Source organism: Streptomyces sp. NPDC048171 (genome assembly GCF_043202655.1).
Taxonomy (GTDB): domain Bacteria; phylum Actinomycetota; class Actinomycetes; order Streptomycetales; family Streptomycetaceae; genus Streptomyces.
In genome coordinates, this window is the sequence record NZ_JBIDAU010000002.1 from 485,324 (window position 1) to 500,492 (window position 15,169).

At 73.1% G+C, this 15,169-nt stretch carries 15 protein-coding genes; 8 read left to right on the top strand and 7 right to left on the bottom strand.

All coding sequences use genetic code 11. The annotated features are described in order from the left end of the window. Positions 1 to 128: 128 nt before the first annotated feature. Positions 129 to 2,252, bottom strand: coding sequence for a S9 family peptidase (locus ACGF3J_RS06625; RefSeq protein WP_161330867.1), 2,124 nt, complete (start codon positions 2,250 to 2,252; stop codon positions 129 to 131). Positions 2,253 to 2,447: 195 nt separating this feature from the next. On the opposite strand from ACGF3J_RS06625, the gene ACGF3J_RS06630 reads away from it, so the two are divergent. Continuing rightward, the gene (locus tag ACGF3J_RS06630) at positions 2,448 to 2,642 is read left to right on the top strand and encodes a hypothetical protein (RefSeq protein WP_029393692.1); all 195 of its coding nucleotides are present in this window, start codon (positions 2,448 to 2,450) and stop codon (positions 2,640 to 2,642) included. On the opposite strand, the gene ACGF3J_RS06635 is transcribed toward ACGF3J_RS06630, so the two are convergent. Next, positions 2,632 to 2,826, bottom strand: coding sequence for a DUF397 domain-containing protein (locus tag ACGF3J_RS06635; protein ID WP_122616065.1), 195 nt, complete (start codon positions 2,824 to 2,826; stop codon positions 2,632 to 2,634). The genes ACGF3J_RS06630 and ACGF3J_RS06635 overlap by 11 nt on opposite strands. Then, the gene (locus tag ACGF3J_RS06640) at positions 2,823 to 3,686 is read right to left on the bottom strand and encodes a helix-turn-helix domain-containing protein (RefSeq protein ID WP_393853563.1); all 864 of its coding nucleotides are present in this window, start codon (positions 3,684 to 3,686) and stop codon (positions 2,823 to 2,825) included. Before ACGF3J_RS06640 ends, ACGF3J_RS06635 begins: the two co-directional genes overlap by 4 nt. A gap of 131 nt (positions 3,687 to 3,817) precedes the next feature. On the opposite strand from ACGF3J_RS06640, the gene mshB reads away from it, so the two are divergent. From mshB to ACGF3J_RS06655, 3 genes are all read left to right on the top strand, one after another. Next, positions 3,818 to 4,711, top strand: coding sequence for an N-acetyl-1-D-myo-inositol-2-amino-2-deoxy-alpha-D-glucopyranoside deacetylase (gene mshB / locus ACGF3J_RS06645; RefSeq protein ID WP_393853564.1), 894 nt, complete (start codon positions 3,818 to 3,820; stop codon positions 4,709 to 4,711). Further along, positions 4,708 to 5,130, top strand: a complete 423-nt coding sequence (locus ACGF3J_RS06650; RefSeq protein ID WP_161330871.1) for a DUF6113 family protein — start codon at positions 4,708 to 4,710, stop codon at positions 5,128 to 5,130. Before mshB ends, ACGF3J_RS06650 begins: the two co-directional genes overlap by 4 nt. A 157-nt stretch (positions 5,131 to 5,287) precedes the next feature. Next, positions 5,288 to 7,531, top strand: a complete 2,244-nt coding sequence (locus ACGF3J_RS06655; RefSeq protein WP_393853565.1) for a hypothetical protein — start codon at positions 5,288 to 5,290, stop codon at positions 7,529 to 7,531. 142 nt (positions 7,532 to 7,673) lie between these two features. Here the strand turns inward: ACGF3J_RS06655 and ACGF3J_RS06660 are convergent, their stop codons facing one another. Beyond that, positions 7,674 to 8,540: a transglutaminase-like domain-containing protein gene (locus tag ACGF3J_RS06660; protein WP_393853566.1), complete on the bottom strand. Its 867-nt coding sequence runs from the start codon at positions 8,538 to 8,540 to the stop codon at positions 7,674 to 7,676. Then, on the bottom strand, positions 8,537 to 9,547 hold the full coding sequence (locus ACGF3J_RS06665; RefSeq protein WP_393853567.1) for a GNAT family N-acetyltransferase: 1,011 nt from the start codon (positions 9,545 to 9,547) through the stop codon (positions 8,537 to 8,539). Before ACGF3J_RS06665 ends, ACGF3J_RS06660 begins: the two co-directional genes overlap by 4 nt. A 140-nt stretch (positions 9,548 to 9,687) precedes the next feature. Between ACGF3J_RS06665 and fdxA the strand changes: the two genes are divergently transcribed. Together fdxA and ACGF3J_RS06675 are read left to right on the top strand one after the other, a co-directional pair. Then, positions 9,688 to 10,008 carry a ferredoxin gene (gene fdxA, locus ACGF3J_RS06670; RefSeq protein WP_003973842.1) on the top strand — a complete coding sequence of 107 codons (321 nt, stop codon included), beginning with the start codon at positions 9,688 to 9,690 and terminating at the stop codon, positions 10,006 to 10,008. A 111-nt stretch (positions 10,009 to 10,119) separates the two neighbouring features. Beyond that, positions 10,120 to 11,217 (top strand): bifunctional succinyldiaminopimelate transaminase/glutamate-prephenate aminotransferase, encoded by a 1,098-nt coding sequence (locus ACGF3J_RS06675; protein WP_393853568.1) that lies wholly within the window; start codon positions 10,120 to 10,122, stop codon positions 11,215 to 11,217. Positions 11,218 to 11,383: 166 nt separating this feature from the next. On the opposite strand, the gene ACGF3J_RS06680 is transcribed toward ACGF3J_RS06675, so the two are convergent. Next, a complete protein-coding gene (locus ACGF3J_RS06680; protein ID WP_161331091.1) occupies positions 11,384 to 11,815 on the bottom strand; it encodes an ATP-binding protein in 432 nt (143 codons plus the stop codon). 323 nt (positions 11,816 to 12,138) lie between these two features. Beyond that, positions 12,139 to 13,050 (bottom strand): heavy metal transporter, encoded by a 912-nt coding sequence (locus ACGF3J_RS06685; RefSeq protein WP_202558715.1) that lies wholly within the window; start codon positions 13,048 to 13,050, stop codon positions 12,139 to 12,141. Positions 13,051 to 13,197: 147 nt separating this feature from the next. Here ACGF3J_RS06685 and dapE point away from each other — a divergent pair, with 147 nt between their 5' ends. Both dapE and ACGF3J_RS06695 read left to right on the top strand, forming a co-directional pair. Further along, complete coding sequence (dapE, locus tag ACGF3J_RS06690; RefSeq protein ID WP_393853569.1) at positions 13,198 to 14,277, top strand: succinyl-diaminopimelate desuccinylase; 1,080 nt, start codon at positions 13,198 to 13,200, stop codon at positions 14,275 to 14,277. 118 nt (positions 14,278 to 14,395) lie between these two features. Continuing rightward, complete coding sequence (locus ACGF3J_RS06695) at positions 14,396 to 15,154, top strand: TIGR00730 family Rossman fold protein (protein ID WP_161331088.1); 759 nt, start codon at positions 14,396 to 14,398, stop codon at positions 15,152 to 15,154. Positions 15,155 to 15,169 lie beyond the last annotated feature (15 nt).

Sequence of the window (15,169 nt, forward strand, 5' to 3'; positions counted from 1 at the left end):
TGGCGATCCCCGGCCCGCTTACGGCACCCGCACGGCCGTACGCTGAAGAGCTTCACCCGTCCGTATATCGGAGCCGCTTCGGCGAAGTTGCCTGTGTGTTAAGCCGGTTGGCGTACGGGTGACGCGTCCTACGACGGTGCGGGCAGCGACCGCTTGAGGAAGTCGACCTGGAGCCGCAGCAGGTTCTCGGCGACCGACTCCTGCGGGGTCATGTGCGTGACGCCGGACAGCGGCAGCACCTCGTGCGGGCGGCCGGCGGCCAGCAGGGCCGAGGACAGCCGCAGGGAGTGCGCGACCACCACGTTGTCGTCCGCGAGCCCGTGGATGACCATCATCGGGCGGTGCGGCTCGGCGGCGTCCACCAGCCCGGCGTCGTCGATCACCGAGTTGCGCCGGTAGACGTCCGGCTGCTCGCCGGGGTCGCCGAGGTACCGCTCCTGGTAGTGGGTGTCGTAGAGCCGCAGATCGGTGACCGGCGCCCCGACCACGGCCGCGTGGAAGACGTCTGGCCGGCGCAGGGCCGCCAGCGCGGCCAGGTAGCCGCCGAAGGACCAGCCGCGCACGGCGACCCGGTTCAGGTCCAGCGGGAAGTCCGCGGCGAGCGCCTGGAGCGCGTCGACCTGGTCCTGGAGCACGACCGCGGCCACGTCGTCCTTGATGGACTTCTCCCAGGCGGGGGAGTGCCCGGGCGTGCCCCGCCCGTCGGCGACGATCACCGCGAACCCCTGGTCGGCGAACCACTGCGAGGTGAGGTGGGCGTTGTGCGCCGCGACCACCCGCTGGCCGTGCGGGCCACCGTACGGGTCCAGGAGGACCGGGAGGAGGGTGTCACCGTGGTAGTCCGTTGGCATAAGCACGGCGCACGGGACAGCGCGTGCGCCCCCTTGGGTGAGTGTCACGCGCGGGGACAAACCGGGGTCTTCGGCATACGAGGCGACGGTGGCCGCCGTCTTGCCGTCCCGAAGAACCCGCGCTGTGGCGCCCGGGCGGTCGAGCGTCGCGGTGACGAGAACGGACACGCCCCCGGAGCGCACCGCGGTGTGCACGCCGGGCTCCTGCGAGACGCGCTCCACGCCGAGTTCGTTCACCCGGTAGACGTGTACCTCGCCCGTCTCCGGGTCGGCCGCCTCCGCGCCCGCCGACGCCGAGACCAGCACGTCGTCGTCCCCGACGTCCAGTACCGCCCGCAGGTGCAACTGCCCTCCGGTCAGCAGCCGTTCACCGACCGCCAGTACACGCGCACCGCCCTCGTCGGCGATCCGCACCAACTGCCCGGACGGGCTCCAGCAGGGCACGCCGGGGAAGAGTTCCAGCCAAGTTGGATCTTCGTCTGCGTGCACCATCCGGGTCGTCCCGGACACGGTGTCCACGGCCAGGAACAACTGGCTGCGCTGGTCGCGCGCCTGTACGAGAAGGAGCGGCGCTCCCGACGCTGACCAGTGCACTCGCGCCAGATACGGATACCGCGCCCGGTCCCACAGAACCTCCGTGCGCCCCCCGTCGAGGCCCAGGACGAACAGGCGTACGTCCGCGTTGGCGGTGCCGGCCGCCGGGTACGGCACGTGTTGTGGATCACGTTCGGGGCGGGCCGGGTCGGAGATCCACCAGCGCTGCACGGGCGTGTCGTCCACCCGTGCCACCAGCAGCCGGTCCGAGTCCGGGCCCCACCAGAAGCCCCGGCTGCGGCCCATCTCCTCGGCGGCGATGAACTCGGCGAGCCCGTACGTGACGCCCTCGCCGTCCGCCTCCGCCAGGGCCCTGTCCCCGTCACCCTCGGCGCCCACGACCCGCAGGCCGCCCCGCGCGGCATACGCGATGTGCCGTCCGTCGGGGGAGGGGCGGGGGTCGATCACCGGTCCGGGCGTGGACAGTTCGCGGGCGGTGCCGGCCCGCAGTTCGGCGGTGAAGAGCCGACCGGAGAGGGCGAAGGAGGCCAGCTCGACGGCCGAGTCGGTGGCGTAGCCGACGATGCCCGCACCTCCCTCGCGGCTGCGCTCGCGCCGTGCCCGTTCCTCGGGCGACAGGGCCTCCTCGGCACCGCCGAGCAGGGCCCGCGGGTCGGCGGCGACGCGCTCCGTGCCCTGGTCGATGTCGAGAACCCAGAGGGAGTTGGCCCGGTCCGTGCCGGTGCCGGAGCGCAGGAACGCGACCCGTGAACCGTCGGGCGCCACGGTGAACGAACGCGGCGCGCCGAGCGTGAACCGCTGGGTGCGGGCGTGCCGTTTGGGGAAGGAGTCGGACTCGGTCGTCATGCCTCGACCATATTGGCCATGCGCCCCCTTGTGCGGCCGTGCGCCGAGAGATGCGCGCGCACGGATAGTTATGATCACTAGCGCATAGTGGGTATCAACCAGGTGCCCGCAGCGTGGATTTATCTGCGTGCACTGTCCCAAGATCCGACTGCGACCGACCCCCCATGTCCCTGGGCCCATTGGAGGTGAGCCGCCGTGGCACTCTCGATTTCGGCGGTTGTGCTGCTGGCGATCATCGTCTTCCTGCTGGTCAAGAAGTCCGGTCTGAAGGCGGGGCACGCGGTGGTGTGCATGCTGCTCGGCTTCTACCTGGCTTCCTCGACCGTCGCACCCACGATCAGTGAGCTGACGACGAACATCGCGGGGATGATCGGGAGCATCAACTTCTGACGGCGGCCACGAAGTCCGCCCAGGCCCCCGGAGCCAGCGCGAGCCGGGGGCCGGCGTCCGGGCGGTTCTTGGAGTCGCGGACGTGGACGGCGCGGGGTTCGAGAGCGACCTCCACGCAGGAGTCGCCCTCGCTGCTGCTGCTGTAGCTGCTCTTGAACCACGCGAGATCGTTCGTGCGGGTCATGTCTCCCCCAGCAGTCGTTCGATGAACGCGGCCGAATCACGCGGCGTGAAGGCCTGCGCCCGGATGATTCCATACCGGAGTTCCAGGATACGTAGCTGCCTGGGGTCAGAGACCGGACGGCCGAAGGCGACCACGGGGGAACGTCCGACCATCGAGCCGTCCTGGAACTTGAGTACCTCGATGCCGCCCGCCAGGCCGGCGTGCTCCTCGCGGTCCATCGGCATGACCTGCAACTCGACGTTCCTCGACTGCCCGATCTCCAGCAGGTGTTCAAGCTGGCCGCGCAGGTTCGCCCTGCCGCCCAGCGGACGCCTCAGCGTCCACTCCTCAAGGACGAAGCTCAGCTCCGGCGCCGGGTCCCGGTCGAAGACCGCCTTCCGGGCCACGCGCGCGGCGATGAACCGCTCCACCTCGTCCGCCGAGTACGCAGGGCGGCGCATCAGGAGCAGCCCTCGTGCGTACTCGGGAGTCTGCAACAACCCATGCACGTTCAACGGGTCGTACAGCTGAAGCTCCACCGCCCGCGCCTCCATCTGCGCGAGATCCCGCACCTTCTTCGGATACCGGACCCTCCGCACGTCCTCCTTCATCGCGGAGATGAGCCCGCCCGCGTCCAGCACGCGGTCCGCCGTGTCCAGGTAGTCGAGCCGGGGGATCCGCTTCCCGCCCTCGACCTTGTAGACCAGGTCCTCCCCGTACCCGACCGCCACCGCGAAGTCCGCGGCCCGCATCCCCACCGCCTCGCGCCGCAGCTTCAGCTGCCGCCCCACCGTGGCGATCACGGCGAGCGCCCAGTCGTCGTTGGGGTCCACCTCCCACCCCGGCTCGTCCACCTGTTCGGTCTCGACGTCCACCGACATGTCGCGCCCCTCCGTACTCCCGTGCCGTACCGCCACGCCTTACCCGGGGCAACGCGAGGACAGCCCGGACGGCACTGGACAAGCCCTGGACAGTTACGAGAACGGGGGCGCGGCCTCATAGGGTGGCCCCCATGAAGGCACTCCCCGCCCGGCGTCTGCTGCTGGTGCACGCGCACCCGGACGACGAGTCGATCAACAACGGCGTCACCATGGCCAGGTACGCCGCCGAAGGCGCCCACGTGACGCTGGTGACCTGCACCCTCGGTGAGCGGGGGGAGGTCATCCCGCCCGAGCTGGCGCACCTGGCCGGTGCGGCCCTGGGCGGACACCGCAGGGGCGAGCTGGCGGACGCGATGCGCGCGCTCGGCGTCGAGGACTTCCGGCTGCTCGGCGGGCCGGGCCGGTTCGCGGACTCCGGGATGATGGGGCTGCCCGACAACGACGACCCCGGCTGCCTGTGGCAGGCGGACCTCGACGAGGCCGCCGCGCTCCTCGTCGAGGTGATCCGCGAGGTACGCCCCCAGGTGCTCGTCACCTACGACCCCGACGGCGGCTACGGCCACCCCGACCACATCCAGGCCCACCGCATCGCCATGCGCGCGGTGGAACTGGCGGCCGAGGCGGGCTGCCCGGTGGAGAAGGTGTACTGGAACCGCGTCCCGCGCTCCCGCGTCGAGGACGACTTCGCACGCCTCCGTGCCGAACTGCCGGGCACGCCGTTCGACAGGGCGGCCGCCGTCGAGGACGTACCGGGCGTCGTCGACGACGGGAAGATCACCACCGAGATCCGAGGCGAGGGCACCGCGTACGCCGCCGCCAAGGCCGCCGCGATGCGCGCCCACGCCACGCAGATCACGGTCGCCGGACCGTACTTCGTCCTCTCCAACGACCTGGCCCAGCCGGTCCTCACCACCGAGTACTACGAACTCGTGCGGGGCGAGCGGGCCGGTGAGGGGCGGGAGAGCGACCTCTTCGCCGGGATCGGGACCGGAACCGGGACCCACGAGACAGAGGAGGCGTCGTGAGCGGACGCACCCCGCCGACCACCTCCGCGCTGGCCCAGCCCCTGCGCCCGCCCTCGCTCGGCCGTGCCGCCCTCTATGTCGGGCTCTTCGTACTCGGCGCCGTGATCGGCGCCGCCGGGGCGCTGCTCCAGCCGGCCTGGTTCCCCGGGGGGCTGCTGCTGGCCCTGGCCGCCGAGGCCGGGCTGTGCCTCGGGGCGGGCCGTGCCGTGGGACGCCGGGGCGGCGCCGTCGCGCCGGCCGCCGGCTGGGCGCTCGCCGTGGTGCTGCTCACCACCAGCCGCCCCGAGGGCGACTTCGTGTTCGCCGCGGGGATCGGCTCCTATCTCTTCCTGCTCGGTGGGATCGCGGTTGCTGTGATGTGCGCCACCCTCGCGCCGGTGAGGCAACCGGACGGCGACGCCGCCCGACTTCGCAAGTGACGTACTACTTCGCCATAGCGTGCTCGTGCGAGTCCCGTGTGGGTTTCCCCGGCGGTCACGGGATACGCGTGAGAAGTGGCCAGTATGGTGGTGCGCGCCGCCGAGCCGCCCGCTCCGAAGGGGTGACGGGCGGCGGAGCCAACCGGGAGAACCTGCCTTGAGTCGTGAAACTGACAGTTCGTCCTCCGGGCCCCACGGGCGCGGCGGAGCCGCGTACCCGTCGGGCACCCCGCCCTACGGGACACCCACGGCTTCCGACGCCGGTGCGGACGCGGGCCGTTCGGCCGCGCGACCGGAGGACCGCAAGACCGAGACGACGCTGACGACCCGTATCCGGATCAACATCCCCGGGTCGCGGCCCATCCCGCCCGTCGTCGTGCGCAAGCCCGTCACGGATGCCGAGAGCGGCGCGGGCGACGCGGAGACGACGGCCGAGCAGCCCGCGCCCGGCGCGGCCGCGCCCGCGGGCGCGCCCGAGGCTCCCGCCGAGCCCGCCGGGCCTGCCGGGACTGCCGAGGAGAAGCCGACCAGCGACTGGTTCGCGCCCCGCAAGTCCGGTCCCGGCAAGGGCACTCCGGGCGGCGGCTCCACCAACGGCGCTGGTGTGCCCGGTGGTTCGGGCCCGGCCCCCGGTGCCCCGGCCGGCACCCCCGGCACGGGCGCGTCCGGCGCCGGTGCCCGTCCGGGAGGCGGCAGCGGCCGCCCCGGAGGCGTCGTGGGCTCCATGAACGTGCCCGGCGGCTCCCGGCCCGGCTCCACGAACGGCGCCGGTCTCCCCGGGGCGACCGGCGGCCCCGTGGCGCCCGGCCACGGCGGAGGCACCGGTTCCTTCGACGTGACCGAGGCGCTGGCGGCCGGACCGCTCGGCGGCAACGGCGCCCGCCCCGGCACCGGCCCCGACGGCGAGCCGCGCCGCGACGACCTGCCGTACTTCTCCGGCGACGGACCGGGCACCCAGGGCGGCGGCCCGAACGGGCAGTCCCCCTACGGAGGCGGCCCGGGTGGCCCCGCGGGTCCGACCGGCGGCCCGGTCACCGGAGAGGGCCGGCTCTCGCCGCCCCCGGTGGGCGACCTCGGAGACCTCGGCGACTTCAACGCCCCCGCGGCGCCCCCGGCCCAGCGCGGGCCCGCGCCGACCGGCGTACGGGGCCCGGGAGGTCCCGCCGCCCCGGGCAGGACGCAGGGCCCCGGCACCGGCCCCGGCGGTGGGCTCAGCGACGACACCGCCATCCTCACCCCGCAGAAGCCGGCCCCCGAGCCGGGCACGCCGGGCTACGGCAACCCGGACAACATCTCCGGCAACACCGTCACCAGCGGCATCCCCGTCGTACCGAGCGAGCGCACCGCGCCGTTCCAGGGCGGCCAGCGCCCCGGCGGCGACGGACCCCTGCCGCACACGCCGCCCAAGCTGCCCGAACCGGTCTCCACGCCCCCGGCCGCCTCCGCCAAGCCCGCGAAGAAGAAGGGGCGCGGCAAGCTGCCGCTGCTCGTCGGCGGCGTGGTCGTGATCGCCGGTGTCACCTACGGCGCCGGCCTGCTGATGAACCGCTCGGACGTGCCCAAGGGCACCACCGTGCTCGGCGTCGACATCGGCGGCGGCACCCGCGACGACGCCGTCGAGAAGCTGGACGACACCCTCGGCGCCCGCGCGGGCAAGCCGCTGAAGCTCACGGTGGGCGGCGAGACCGTCTCCCTCAAGCCGGACCAGGCCGGGCTCCAGCTCGACTCGCAGGCCACCGCCAGCGCGGCGGCCACGAGCGACTACAACCCGGTCTCCGTGATCGGCTCGCTCTTCGGGCAGAAGCGGGTCGTCGAACCGGAGATGCCCGTCGACGAGGAGAAGCTGCACGCCGCCCTGGAGGACGCGGCGGGCGGCGCCGGCTCCGTGACCGAGGGCTCGATCAAGTTCGAGTCCGGCAGGGCCGTGCCGGTCTACGGCAAGGCGGGCAAGGGTATCGACGTCGCCAAGTCGACCGAGTCCGTGCAGGCGGCGTACCGCACCCAGGTGGAGACCGGCACCGCCGCCGCGGTGAGCGTGCCGACGACCACCCAGCAGCCGACGGTCTCCAAGGCCGAGGTCGACCGGATGCTGAAGGAGTTCGCCGAGCCGGCCATGTCGGGCATAGTGACGGTCCGGGCGAGCGGCGCCGAGGTCAAGTTCAGCCCCGAGAAGTCGCTCTGGAAGTTCCTCGGTGTCACGGCCGTCGGCGGCAAGCTGGTCGACAAGCCCGACCTGAACGCCCTCAAGGGCCTCTACGGTCAGACGTTCGACGGCGTGCTCATCACCCGCGCCGACGGCAAGAAGACGGCCGTCACCCCCGAGGACGTCTACGGCGCCCTGCGCCAGGCCCTGAAGAGCAAGACCGACCGGGTGGCCGTCATCGAGACCAACCCGAGCTGACGAGCGGCGCCGGGCACCTGCCCGGCGCCCCGAAGGGGCGCGGGGCCATCTCGATGTGTGGCTCCACCACGTGGGCGCGACGAGCCACACACGACCGTCAGCCGCAAGACGACAGCACCCCCACGGCGCCCTGGCGCACGCCTCAGTTCAGCATCGCGCGAGCGGCCCGCGCCTCCCCCCGAACCTCCTCAGCGACCCCCTCGTCCACCGCCCCCACGACCTCCGCGTACGCCTCCAACTCCCCGGCCCCCGCCGAGAACTCGCCCCGCCCCACCAGCAACCGCGCCCGCTCGTACCGCAACCGCGCCGCATGCGCCGGCAGCAGCAGCGCCAGCTCGATCGCCCACAGCCCGACCGCGGACTCCTCGGGCCGCCCCGCCGCCCACGCCCGGATGTTGTTGAGCACCCGCGCCACCACCTCCAACGGCGCCGCGGGCTCCAGCATCGACGGCCGCAGCCCCGTCCCCGTCGCCCCGGCGACCAGCACCTCCGCGTCCCCGCCGTCGAGCACCCGGCCGCCGTCGAACGGGTCGGCGAGCACCCGCTCCTCCTCCGGCCCGAACTCCGGCCCGAACCCGACCACGAAGTGCCCCGGCAGGGCGACCCCGTACACCGGCGCCCCCGCCCGCCGGGCGACCTCCAGCCACACCACCGACAGCATGATCGGCAGCCCGCGCCGCCGCCGCAGCACCTCGTGCAGCAGGGACGACTCCAGCCGCTGGTAGTCCGCGGCGACCCCGTGGAATCCGTACCGCTCGCCGAGCAGATCCCGCAGCGCCACCGCCCAGGCCCGCGGCGAACCCGGCCGGAAGGGCAGCTCCCCGGCCAGCCGGTCCAGCTCCACCTGCGCGGCGTCAAGACCCGCCTCGTCCAGCGCCCCGTCCGCCTCCGCGCCCAGCAGCAGGAGCAGCGTGGCCAGGTCGGGCCGCTCGGACCGCGCCTCCTCGGCGAACCGACGCCGCACCTCGGCGGAGCGCTCCGGCGAGGGCGGCCGCACGTGCCCCGTCACGGCGTGGCCGTCCCGGCGCCCGCGGGCTCCCGGTAGTGGTGGTACGCGTGGTGCGCCGAGAAGCCCATCCCGGCGTACAGCGCCCGCGCCCCCGCGTTCTCCGTCTCCACCTGGAGCCACGCCGCCGACGCGCCCTCGTCCAGCGCCCGCCGGGCCAGCGCGGCCATCACGGCGGTCGCGAGCCCCCGGCGCCGCTGCGCGGGGTCGACCTCGACGGCCGCGAAGGAGGCCCACCGCCCGTCCACCACACAGCGCCCGATGGCGGCCGGGGCGTCCGCGCCGGGCACCGTGGCGAACCACACCGAGGGACCGCCGCCCAGCACCCGCAGGGCCACGTCGGAGACGCCCTTGCGCTGGTAGCGGGCCAGCCACGCCTCGTCCGCGTCCCGGGACAGGACCACGCCGGCGCCCTCGGCCAGGTCGGCCACCGGCGCCAGGCCGCCGGTCCACACCTCGGCCGACACCTCACGCACCCAGCCCCGGCGCTCCAGCTCCGCGCACAGCCGCTCCTGGGTGCCCTCCGCACCGGTGGCGGTCTGCACGAACGCGGGCAGCCCGCGCGCGCCGTACCAGCGTCGTACGGCGCTCAGCGCGTCGTCGAGCGGCAGTCCCGGATCGCCGAGCGGGAGCACGGAGTTGGCCCGCCGCGTGAACCCGGCGGCCGCCCGCAGCTGCCACTCGCCGAGCCACTCGCTCTCGACGGGCGGCCAGGCCCGCGCCGCGATCCGCGCCAGCTCCTCGTACGACGCGGCGGGACCGCGCCGGCGCGCGGGCGCGGACGGCACGACCTTCCCGGCGACCAGCGCCGACTCCGCGATCCGCACCGACTCGCCACTCTTCCGTGTGATCAGCAGCACACCGTCGGTCCACGATGTGAGAACACCAACCGTGTCGGTGAACTTCTCACCCGCGCCACCCGGTTCGCTCAAGCGCCGCACGGATACTCGTTTGCCCACGTCAGCAGTGGTGATACGGACCTCAAGACGCCCGGCGGCAGAGATTTCCACGGGTCTGTCCACCCCTCCTGTTCGGATCATGCCCAAGAACGGAGATACTAGGGGCGGGCATCGACGACGCCGCGCTCCCGCGCGCCAGGCGGCGGAGCCTGAGGAGGCCCGCCAGCGCCCTATCGAGGAGGAACGACAGCGTGACCTACGTCATCGCGCAGCCTTGTGTCGACGTGAAGGACAAGGCGTGCATCGAGGAGTGCCCGGTCGACTGCATCTACGAGGGCCAGCGGTCCTTGTACATCCACCCGGACGAATGCGTCGACTGTGGTGCCTGTGAGCCGGTCTGCCCGGTCGAGGCGATCTTCTACGAAGACGACACTCCGGAGGAGTGGAAGGACTACTACAAGGCGAACGTCGAGTTCTTCGACGAGCTCGGTTCGCCGGGCGGCGCCAGCAAGCTGGGCCTGATCGAGCGCGATCACCCCTTCGTCGCCGCGCTGCCGCCGCAGAACCAGTAAAAGCGGCCCGCACCAGCGCCGCCTCGGTCCCGTACGGCCTGATCGTCCCGATCGGCGCGGTACGGGACCGAGGCGTTTGCCGCAGGACGAAGACGAAAGAGAGCCAGCATCGTGTCCGCAGTCTCCGACCGGCTTCCCACCTTCCCCTGGGACAAGCTGGAGCCGTACAAGAAGACGGCCGCGGCCCACCCCGACGGCATCGTCGACCTCTCCGTCGGTACGCCCGTCGACCCGGTCCCCGAGCTGATCCAGAAGGCCCTGACCGACGCGGCGGACTCTCCGGGCTACCCGACCGTCTGGGGCACCCCGGCGCTGCGCGACGCGATCACCGGCTGGGTGGAGCGCCGCCTCGGCGCCCGCGACGTCACCCACCGCCATGTGCTCCCCATCGTCGGCTCCAAGGAACTCGTCGCCTGGCTCCCGACCCAGCTGGGCCTCGGCCCCGGCGACCGGGTGGCCTTCCCCCGCCTGGCCTACCCGACCTACGAGGTCGGCGCGCGCCTGGCCCGCGCGGAGTACGAGGCCTACGACGACCCGACCGCCCTGGACCCGGCGGGGCTCAGGCTGCTGTGGCTCAACTCGCCGTCGAACCCGACCGGCAGGGTCCTGCCGAAGGCGGAGCTGACCCGGATCGTGGCGTGGGCCCGCAAGCACGGCGTCCTCGTCGTCTCCGACGAGTGCTACCTGGAACTGGGCTGGGAGGCCGACCCGGTCTCCGTGCTGCACCCTGACGTCAACGGCGGTTCGTACGACGGCCTGGTGGCCGTGCACTCGCTCTCCAAGCGCTCCAACCTCGCCGGCTACCGCGCGGCCTTCCTGGCCGGCGACCCGGCCGTCCTGGGCCCGCTGCTGGAGATCCGCAAGCACGGCGGCATGATGACGTCGGCGCCGACGCAGGCGGCCGTGGTGGCGGCCCTCGGTGACGACGAGCACGTGCGCGTCCAGCGCGAGCGGTACGCGGCCCGCCGCACGGCGCTGCGCGAGGCGCTGCTCGGCCACGGCTTCCGCATCGAGCACAGCGAGGCCAGCCTCTACCTCTGGGCCACCCGCGACGAGTCCTGCTGGGACACGGTCGCCCACCTGGCCGACCGCGGCATCCTGGTGGCCCCCGGCGACTTCTACGGCCCCGCGGGCGACCACTTCGTCCGGGTGGCCCTGACGGCAACGGACGAACGCGTCCAGGCAGCGACAGCCCGCCTGAAGTCCTGACGGCGTCGGCCCGGCTGTGGGCAGTCGTTCCGCAGGGCGGAACGGGTGGGCACAGCCACCGACGCCGGGCCACGGCCAACCGACGCCCACCGCACCGACGCATGCAAGCAAAACGCCGGGGCCCAGGAGAAAGAACCCTGGGCCCCGGCGCCGTACAAGCCCGGCGCTAGCCGATCGGCAGCCCCTGCACCGGCAGCCCACCCTTGCCCAGCGCGCTCGTCGGCAGCCCGCCCTTCGTGGCGGTCTGCGCCGTGTCACCGACGATGTCCCCGGTGAGACCCGCCACCTGCCCGGCGGCCCCCTGCGCGGCCGGGGTGGCCTTCTTGACGACCGAGCCACCGGTCTTGCCGGCCTTGGGCACGGCCTTCTTGACGGCCTTGCCGCCGGTGTCGCCCGCGGTCGCGGTCAGGCTCTGGGCGGCGGAGTCCACGGTGTTGCCGACGTTCGCGCCGTCCAGGGCGGTCAGTCCCCCGAGGTTGGGGGTGGCGGGCAGTTCGGGAGCCGCGCTGGCGGAGCCGGCCGCACCGACCCCGGCGGCCGCTCCCGCAGCGACGAGCAGCGCGGCACGGGCGATCCGGCGGGTCAGGGGGAGGGACATGATGCTCCTTCGACGGAAGTCAACTGGTGAGGTACCGAACCGATCCCGGCGGGTGATCCATCGGGCTCGGACGCAGTGACTACCGCTCGAAGGCGGCGAAGGTTGCGGCGGCGCAGTGTAAAGAGTTGGCAATGTGTCGCATTATCGGGTGCACAGAAAAACGGGCAAAAGGGCTCCGGTCGGAAAGTCTGCCGAATCCTTACAGCCCTTGATTTTCCCGAGCTGCGGAGCACTCGGGGGTGACCACGCGAAAAGGCGCGCCCCGCGTCGACCCGGGGCCCGTGCGCGCAACCCGCGAGAGTGACGGATCGTACGGGTGACCGCTACCGCATGGACGTGATGCGCACCGAGCCCGCCGCCCGCTCCGCGCCCTGGGTGCCGCGGGTGCCCGACGGGGCCCACTTGCTGTCGGTGTTGCCCGCGGTCCACTCCCGGCCCGCGTACGAGACCCGCTCGACGTGCAGCGAGGAGGCGTTGGCCACCGCCCAGTGCGCCAACTGCCAGCCGCGCTGCCGAGGGTCCTCACCGGCGTCCTGGGCGGCGTCGGCGGCCACGGGCAGCGTCACGGTCCGCTCGTCGTCACCGTCGCCGGAGGCCGCGGCCGGTTCCGCCGAGGCGTCGCCCACCGTCGCGCCGGCCGGCTGGAACACCGCGCGCCCGAAGTCCCGCACCAGCGCGGCGCGTACCGCGTCCGGTCCCTTCTCCCGCGTCGCGCCGGGGCGTCCGTCGCAGGTCAGGGTCGCCGCGGACCGTCCGGTCAGGGCGGCCGCGAGCAGCGTGGCGTCCGGCTCGTGCTTGGCGTACGCGTCCGGGAAGGCGCTGCGCTGCACGCGCTGGGCGGCGTCGGTCAGTTCGAGGTCCTGGTAGCCGGGGATCTCGACCAGGTGGTCGTAGAAGAGGCCCGCCGAGTACGCCGGGTCCATGATCTTCTCCGGCGTGCCCCAGCCCTGCGACGGGCGCTGCTGGAACAGGCCGAGCGAATCCCGGTCGCCGTGGTCGAGGTTGCGCAGCGTGGACTCCTGCAGCGCGGTCGCCAGCGCTATGGTCACCGCCCGCTCCGGCAGCTTGCGCGCGGTGCCCACGGCGGTGATCGTCGCCGCGTTGACCGCCTGCTCCGGCGTGAACTCGTACGTCGTCCCCTCGCTCCCGCCGGAGACCACCTTGCAGCCGGGAGCGCCCGCGCCCCCGGTGACGTACTGCACCGCCAGGTATCCGGCGACGGCGAACAGGGCCATGGCGGCCGCGCCGGTACGGACGAGACGGCCACGGCGCTTGGGCGACGGGGAGGGCTGAAGCACGCGTACAAGGTACTGGAGGGTAGGGTCCGGTGTACGCCGGGTACGCACAGTGCCCGAACGGGCAGGGGCGCTAGGGTCGGAGCCATGGCCGACACCCCGCTTGACCTCACGCTGGACGCCGCCGAGCTTACCGCGCGGCTGGTCGACTTCCCCTCCGAGAGCGGCACCGAGAAGCCGCTGGCGGACGCGGTCGAGAGCGCCCTGCGCAGCCTGCCCCACCTGTCGGTCGAGCGGTACGGCAACAACGTCGTCGCGCGGACCGACCTGGGCCGCGCGGAGCGCGTGATCCTGGCCGGCCACATCGACACCGTCCCCATCGCGGACAACGTGCCGTCCCGGCTCGACGAGGACGGCGTCCTGTGGGGCTGCGGCACCTGCGACATGAAGGCGGGCGTAGCGGTGCAGCTGCGCATCGCGGCCACCGTCCCGGCCCCCAACCGCGACCTGACCTTCGTCTTCTACGACAACGAAGAGGTCGCCGCCGACCTGAACGGCCTGAAGCACGTCGCCGAGGCGCACCCCGAGTGGCTGGAGGGCGACTTCGCGGTGCTCCTCGAACCGTCGGACGGGCAGGTGGAGGGCGGCTGCCAGGGCACCCTGCGGGTGCTGCTCAGGACGTCGGGGGAGCGGGCGCACTCGGCACGGAGCTGGATGGGCTCCAACGCCATCCACGCCGCCGCCCCGATCCTCGCCCGCCTGGCCGCGTACGAGCCCCGCTACCCGGTGATCGACGGCCTGGAGTACCGCGAGGGACTGAACGCGGTCGGCATCACGGGCGGAGTCGCCGGCAACGTCATCCCCGACGAGTGCGTGGTCACGGTCAACTTCCGCTACGCCCCCGACCGCAGCCCCGAGGACGCCCTCGCGCACGTGCGCGAGGTCTTCGCGGACTGCGGGGTGGCCGAGTTCGTGGTCGACGACCACAGCGGCGCGGCCCTGCCCGGCCTCTCCCACCCGGCCGCGGCCGCCTTCATCGAGGCGGTGGGCGGCACCCCGCAGCCCAAGTACGGCTGGACCGACGTGTCCCGCTTCTCGGCGCTCGGCGTACCGGCGGTGAACTACGGCCCGGGCAACCCCCATCTGGCGCACAAGCGGGACGAGCGGGTCGAGGTCGCGAAGGTGCTCGCGGGCGAGGAGCGCCTGCGGTCCTGGCTGACGGCTTGATCCAGCCTCGCCGGAAACGGGTTTACCCCGGTGCGTGGCGGACATGCTGATGTCCCTCGTACGTAACCCGCGTAGATCTACGCTGAGGTGGAAGAACCTGCAACTGGAGGGAGCGCGCATGGCTACCGGCAACCCCGAGGGCAAGAAGCGGCCACCGGAGGAGCAGCGCCTGGGCCCTGTCCTCCGGCGGCGGACTCAGGTCCAGAAGAGCACCACGGACCAGCGCCTGCTGGACGAGCGCGCTCCGACGGACTGGGTGCACACCGACCCCTGGCGGGTCCTGCGCATCCAGTCGGAGTTCATCGAGGGCTTCGGCACGCTCGCCGAACTGCCCCCCGCGATCAGCGTCTTCGGCTCCGCCCGCACGCCGGTCGACTCGCCGGAGTACGACGCCGGTGTCCGGCTGGGCCGCGGCCTGGTCGAGGCGGGCTTCGCGGTCATCACCGGCGGCGGGCCCGGCGCCATGGAGGCCGCCAACAAGGGCGCCCTGGAGGCGGAGGGCACCTCGGTCGGCCTCGGCATCGAGCTGCCCTTCGAGCAGGGGCTCAATCCCTACGTCGACATCGGCCTGAACTTCCGCTACTTCTTCGTCCGCAAGATGATGTTCGTGAAGTACGCGCAGGGCTTCGTGGTCCTGCCCGGCGGCCTCGGCACCCTCGACGAGCTCTTCGAGGCCCTCACGCTGGTGCAGACCCAGAAGGTCACCCGCTTCCCCATCGTCCTCTTCGGCTCCGAGTACTGGGGCGGCCTGATCGACTGGCTCCGGGGCACCCTGGTGGCCCAGGGCAAGGCCGCCGAGAAGGACCTCCTGCTCTTCCACGTCACGGACGACGTGGACGAGGCGGTCGCCCTGGTCTCCAAGGAGGCGGGCCGCTAGGGCCCGGCCCTCCGG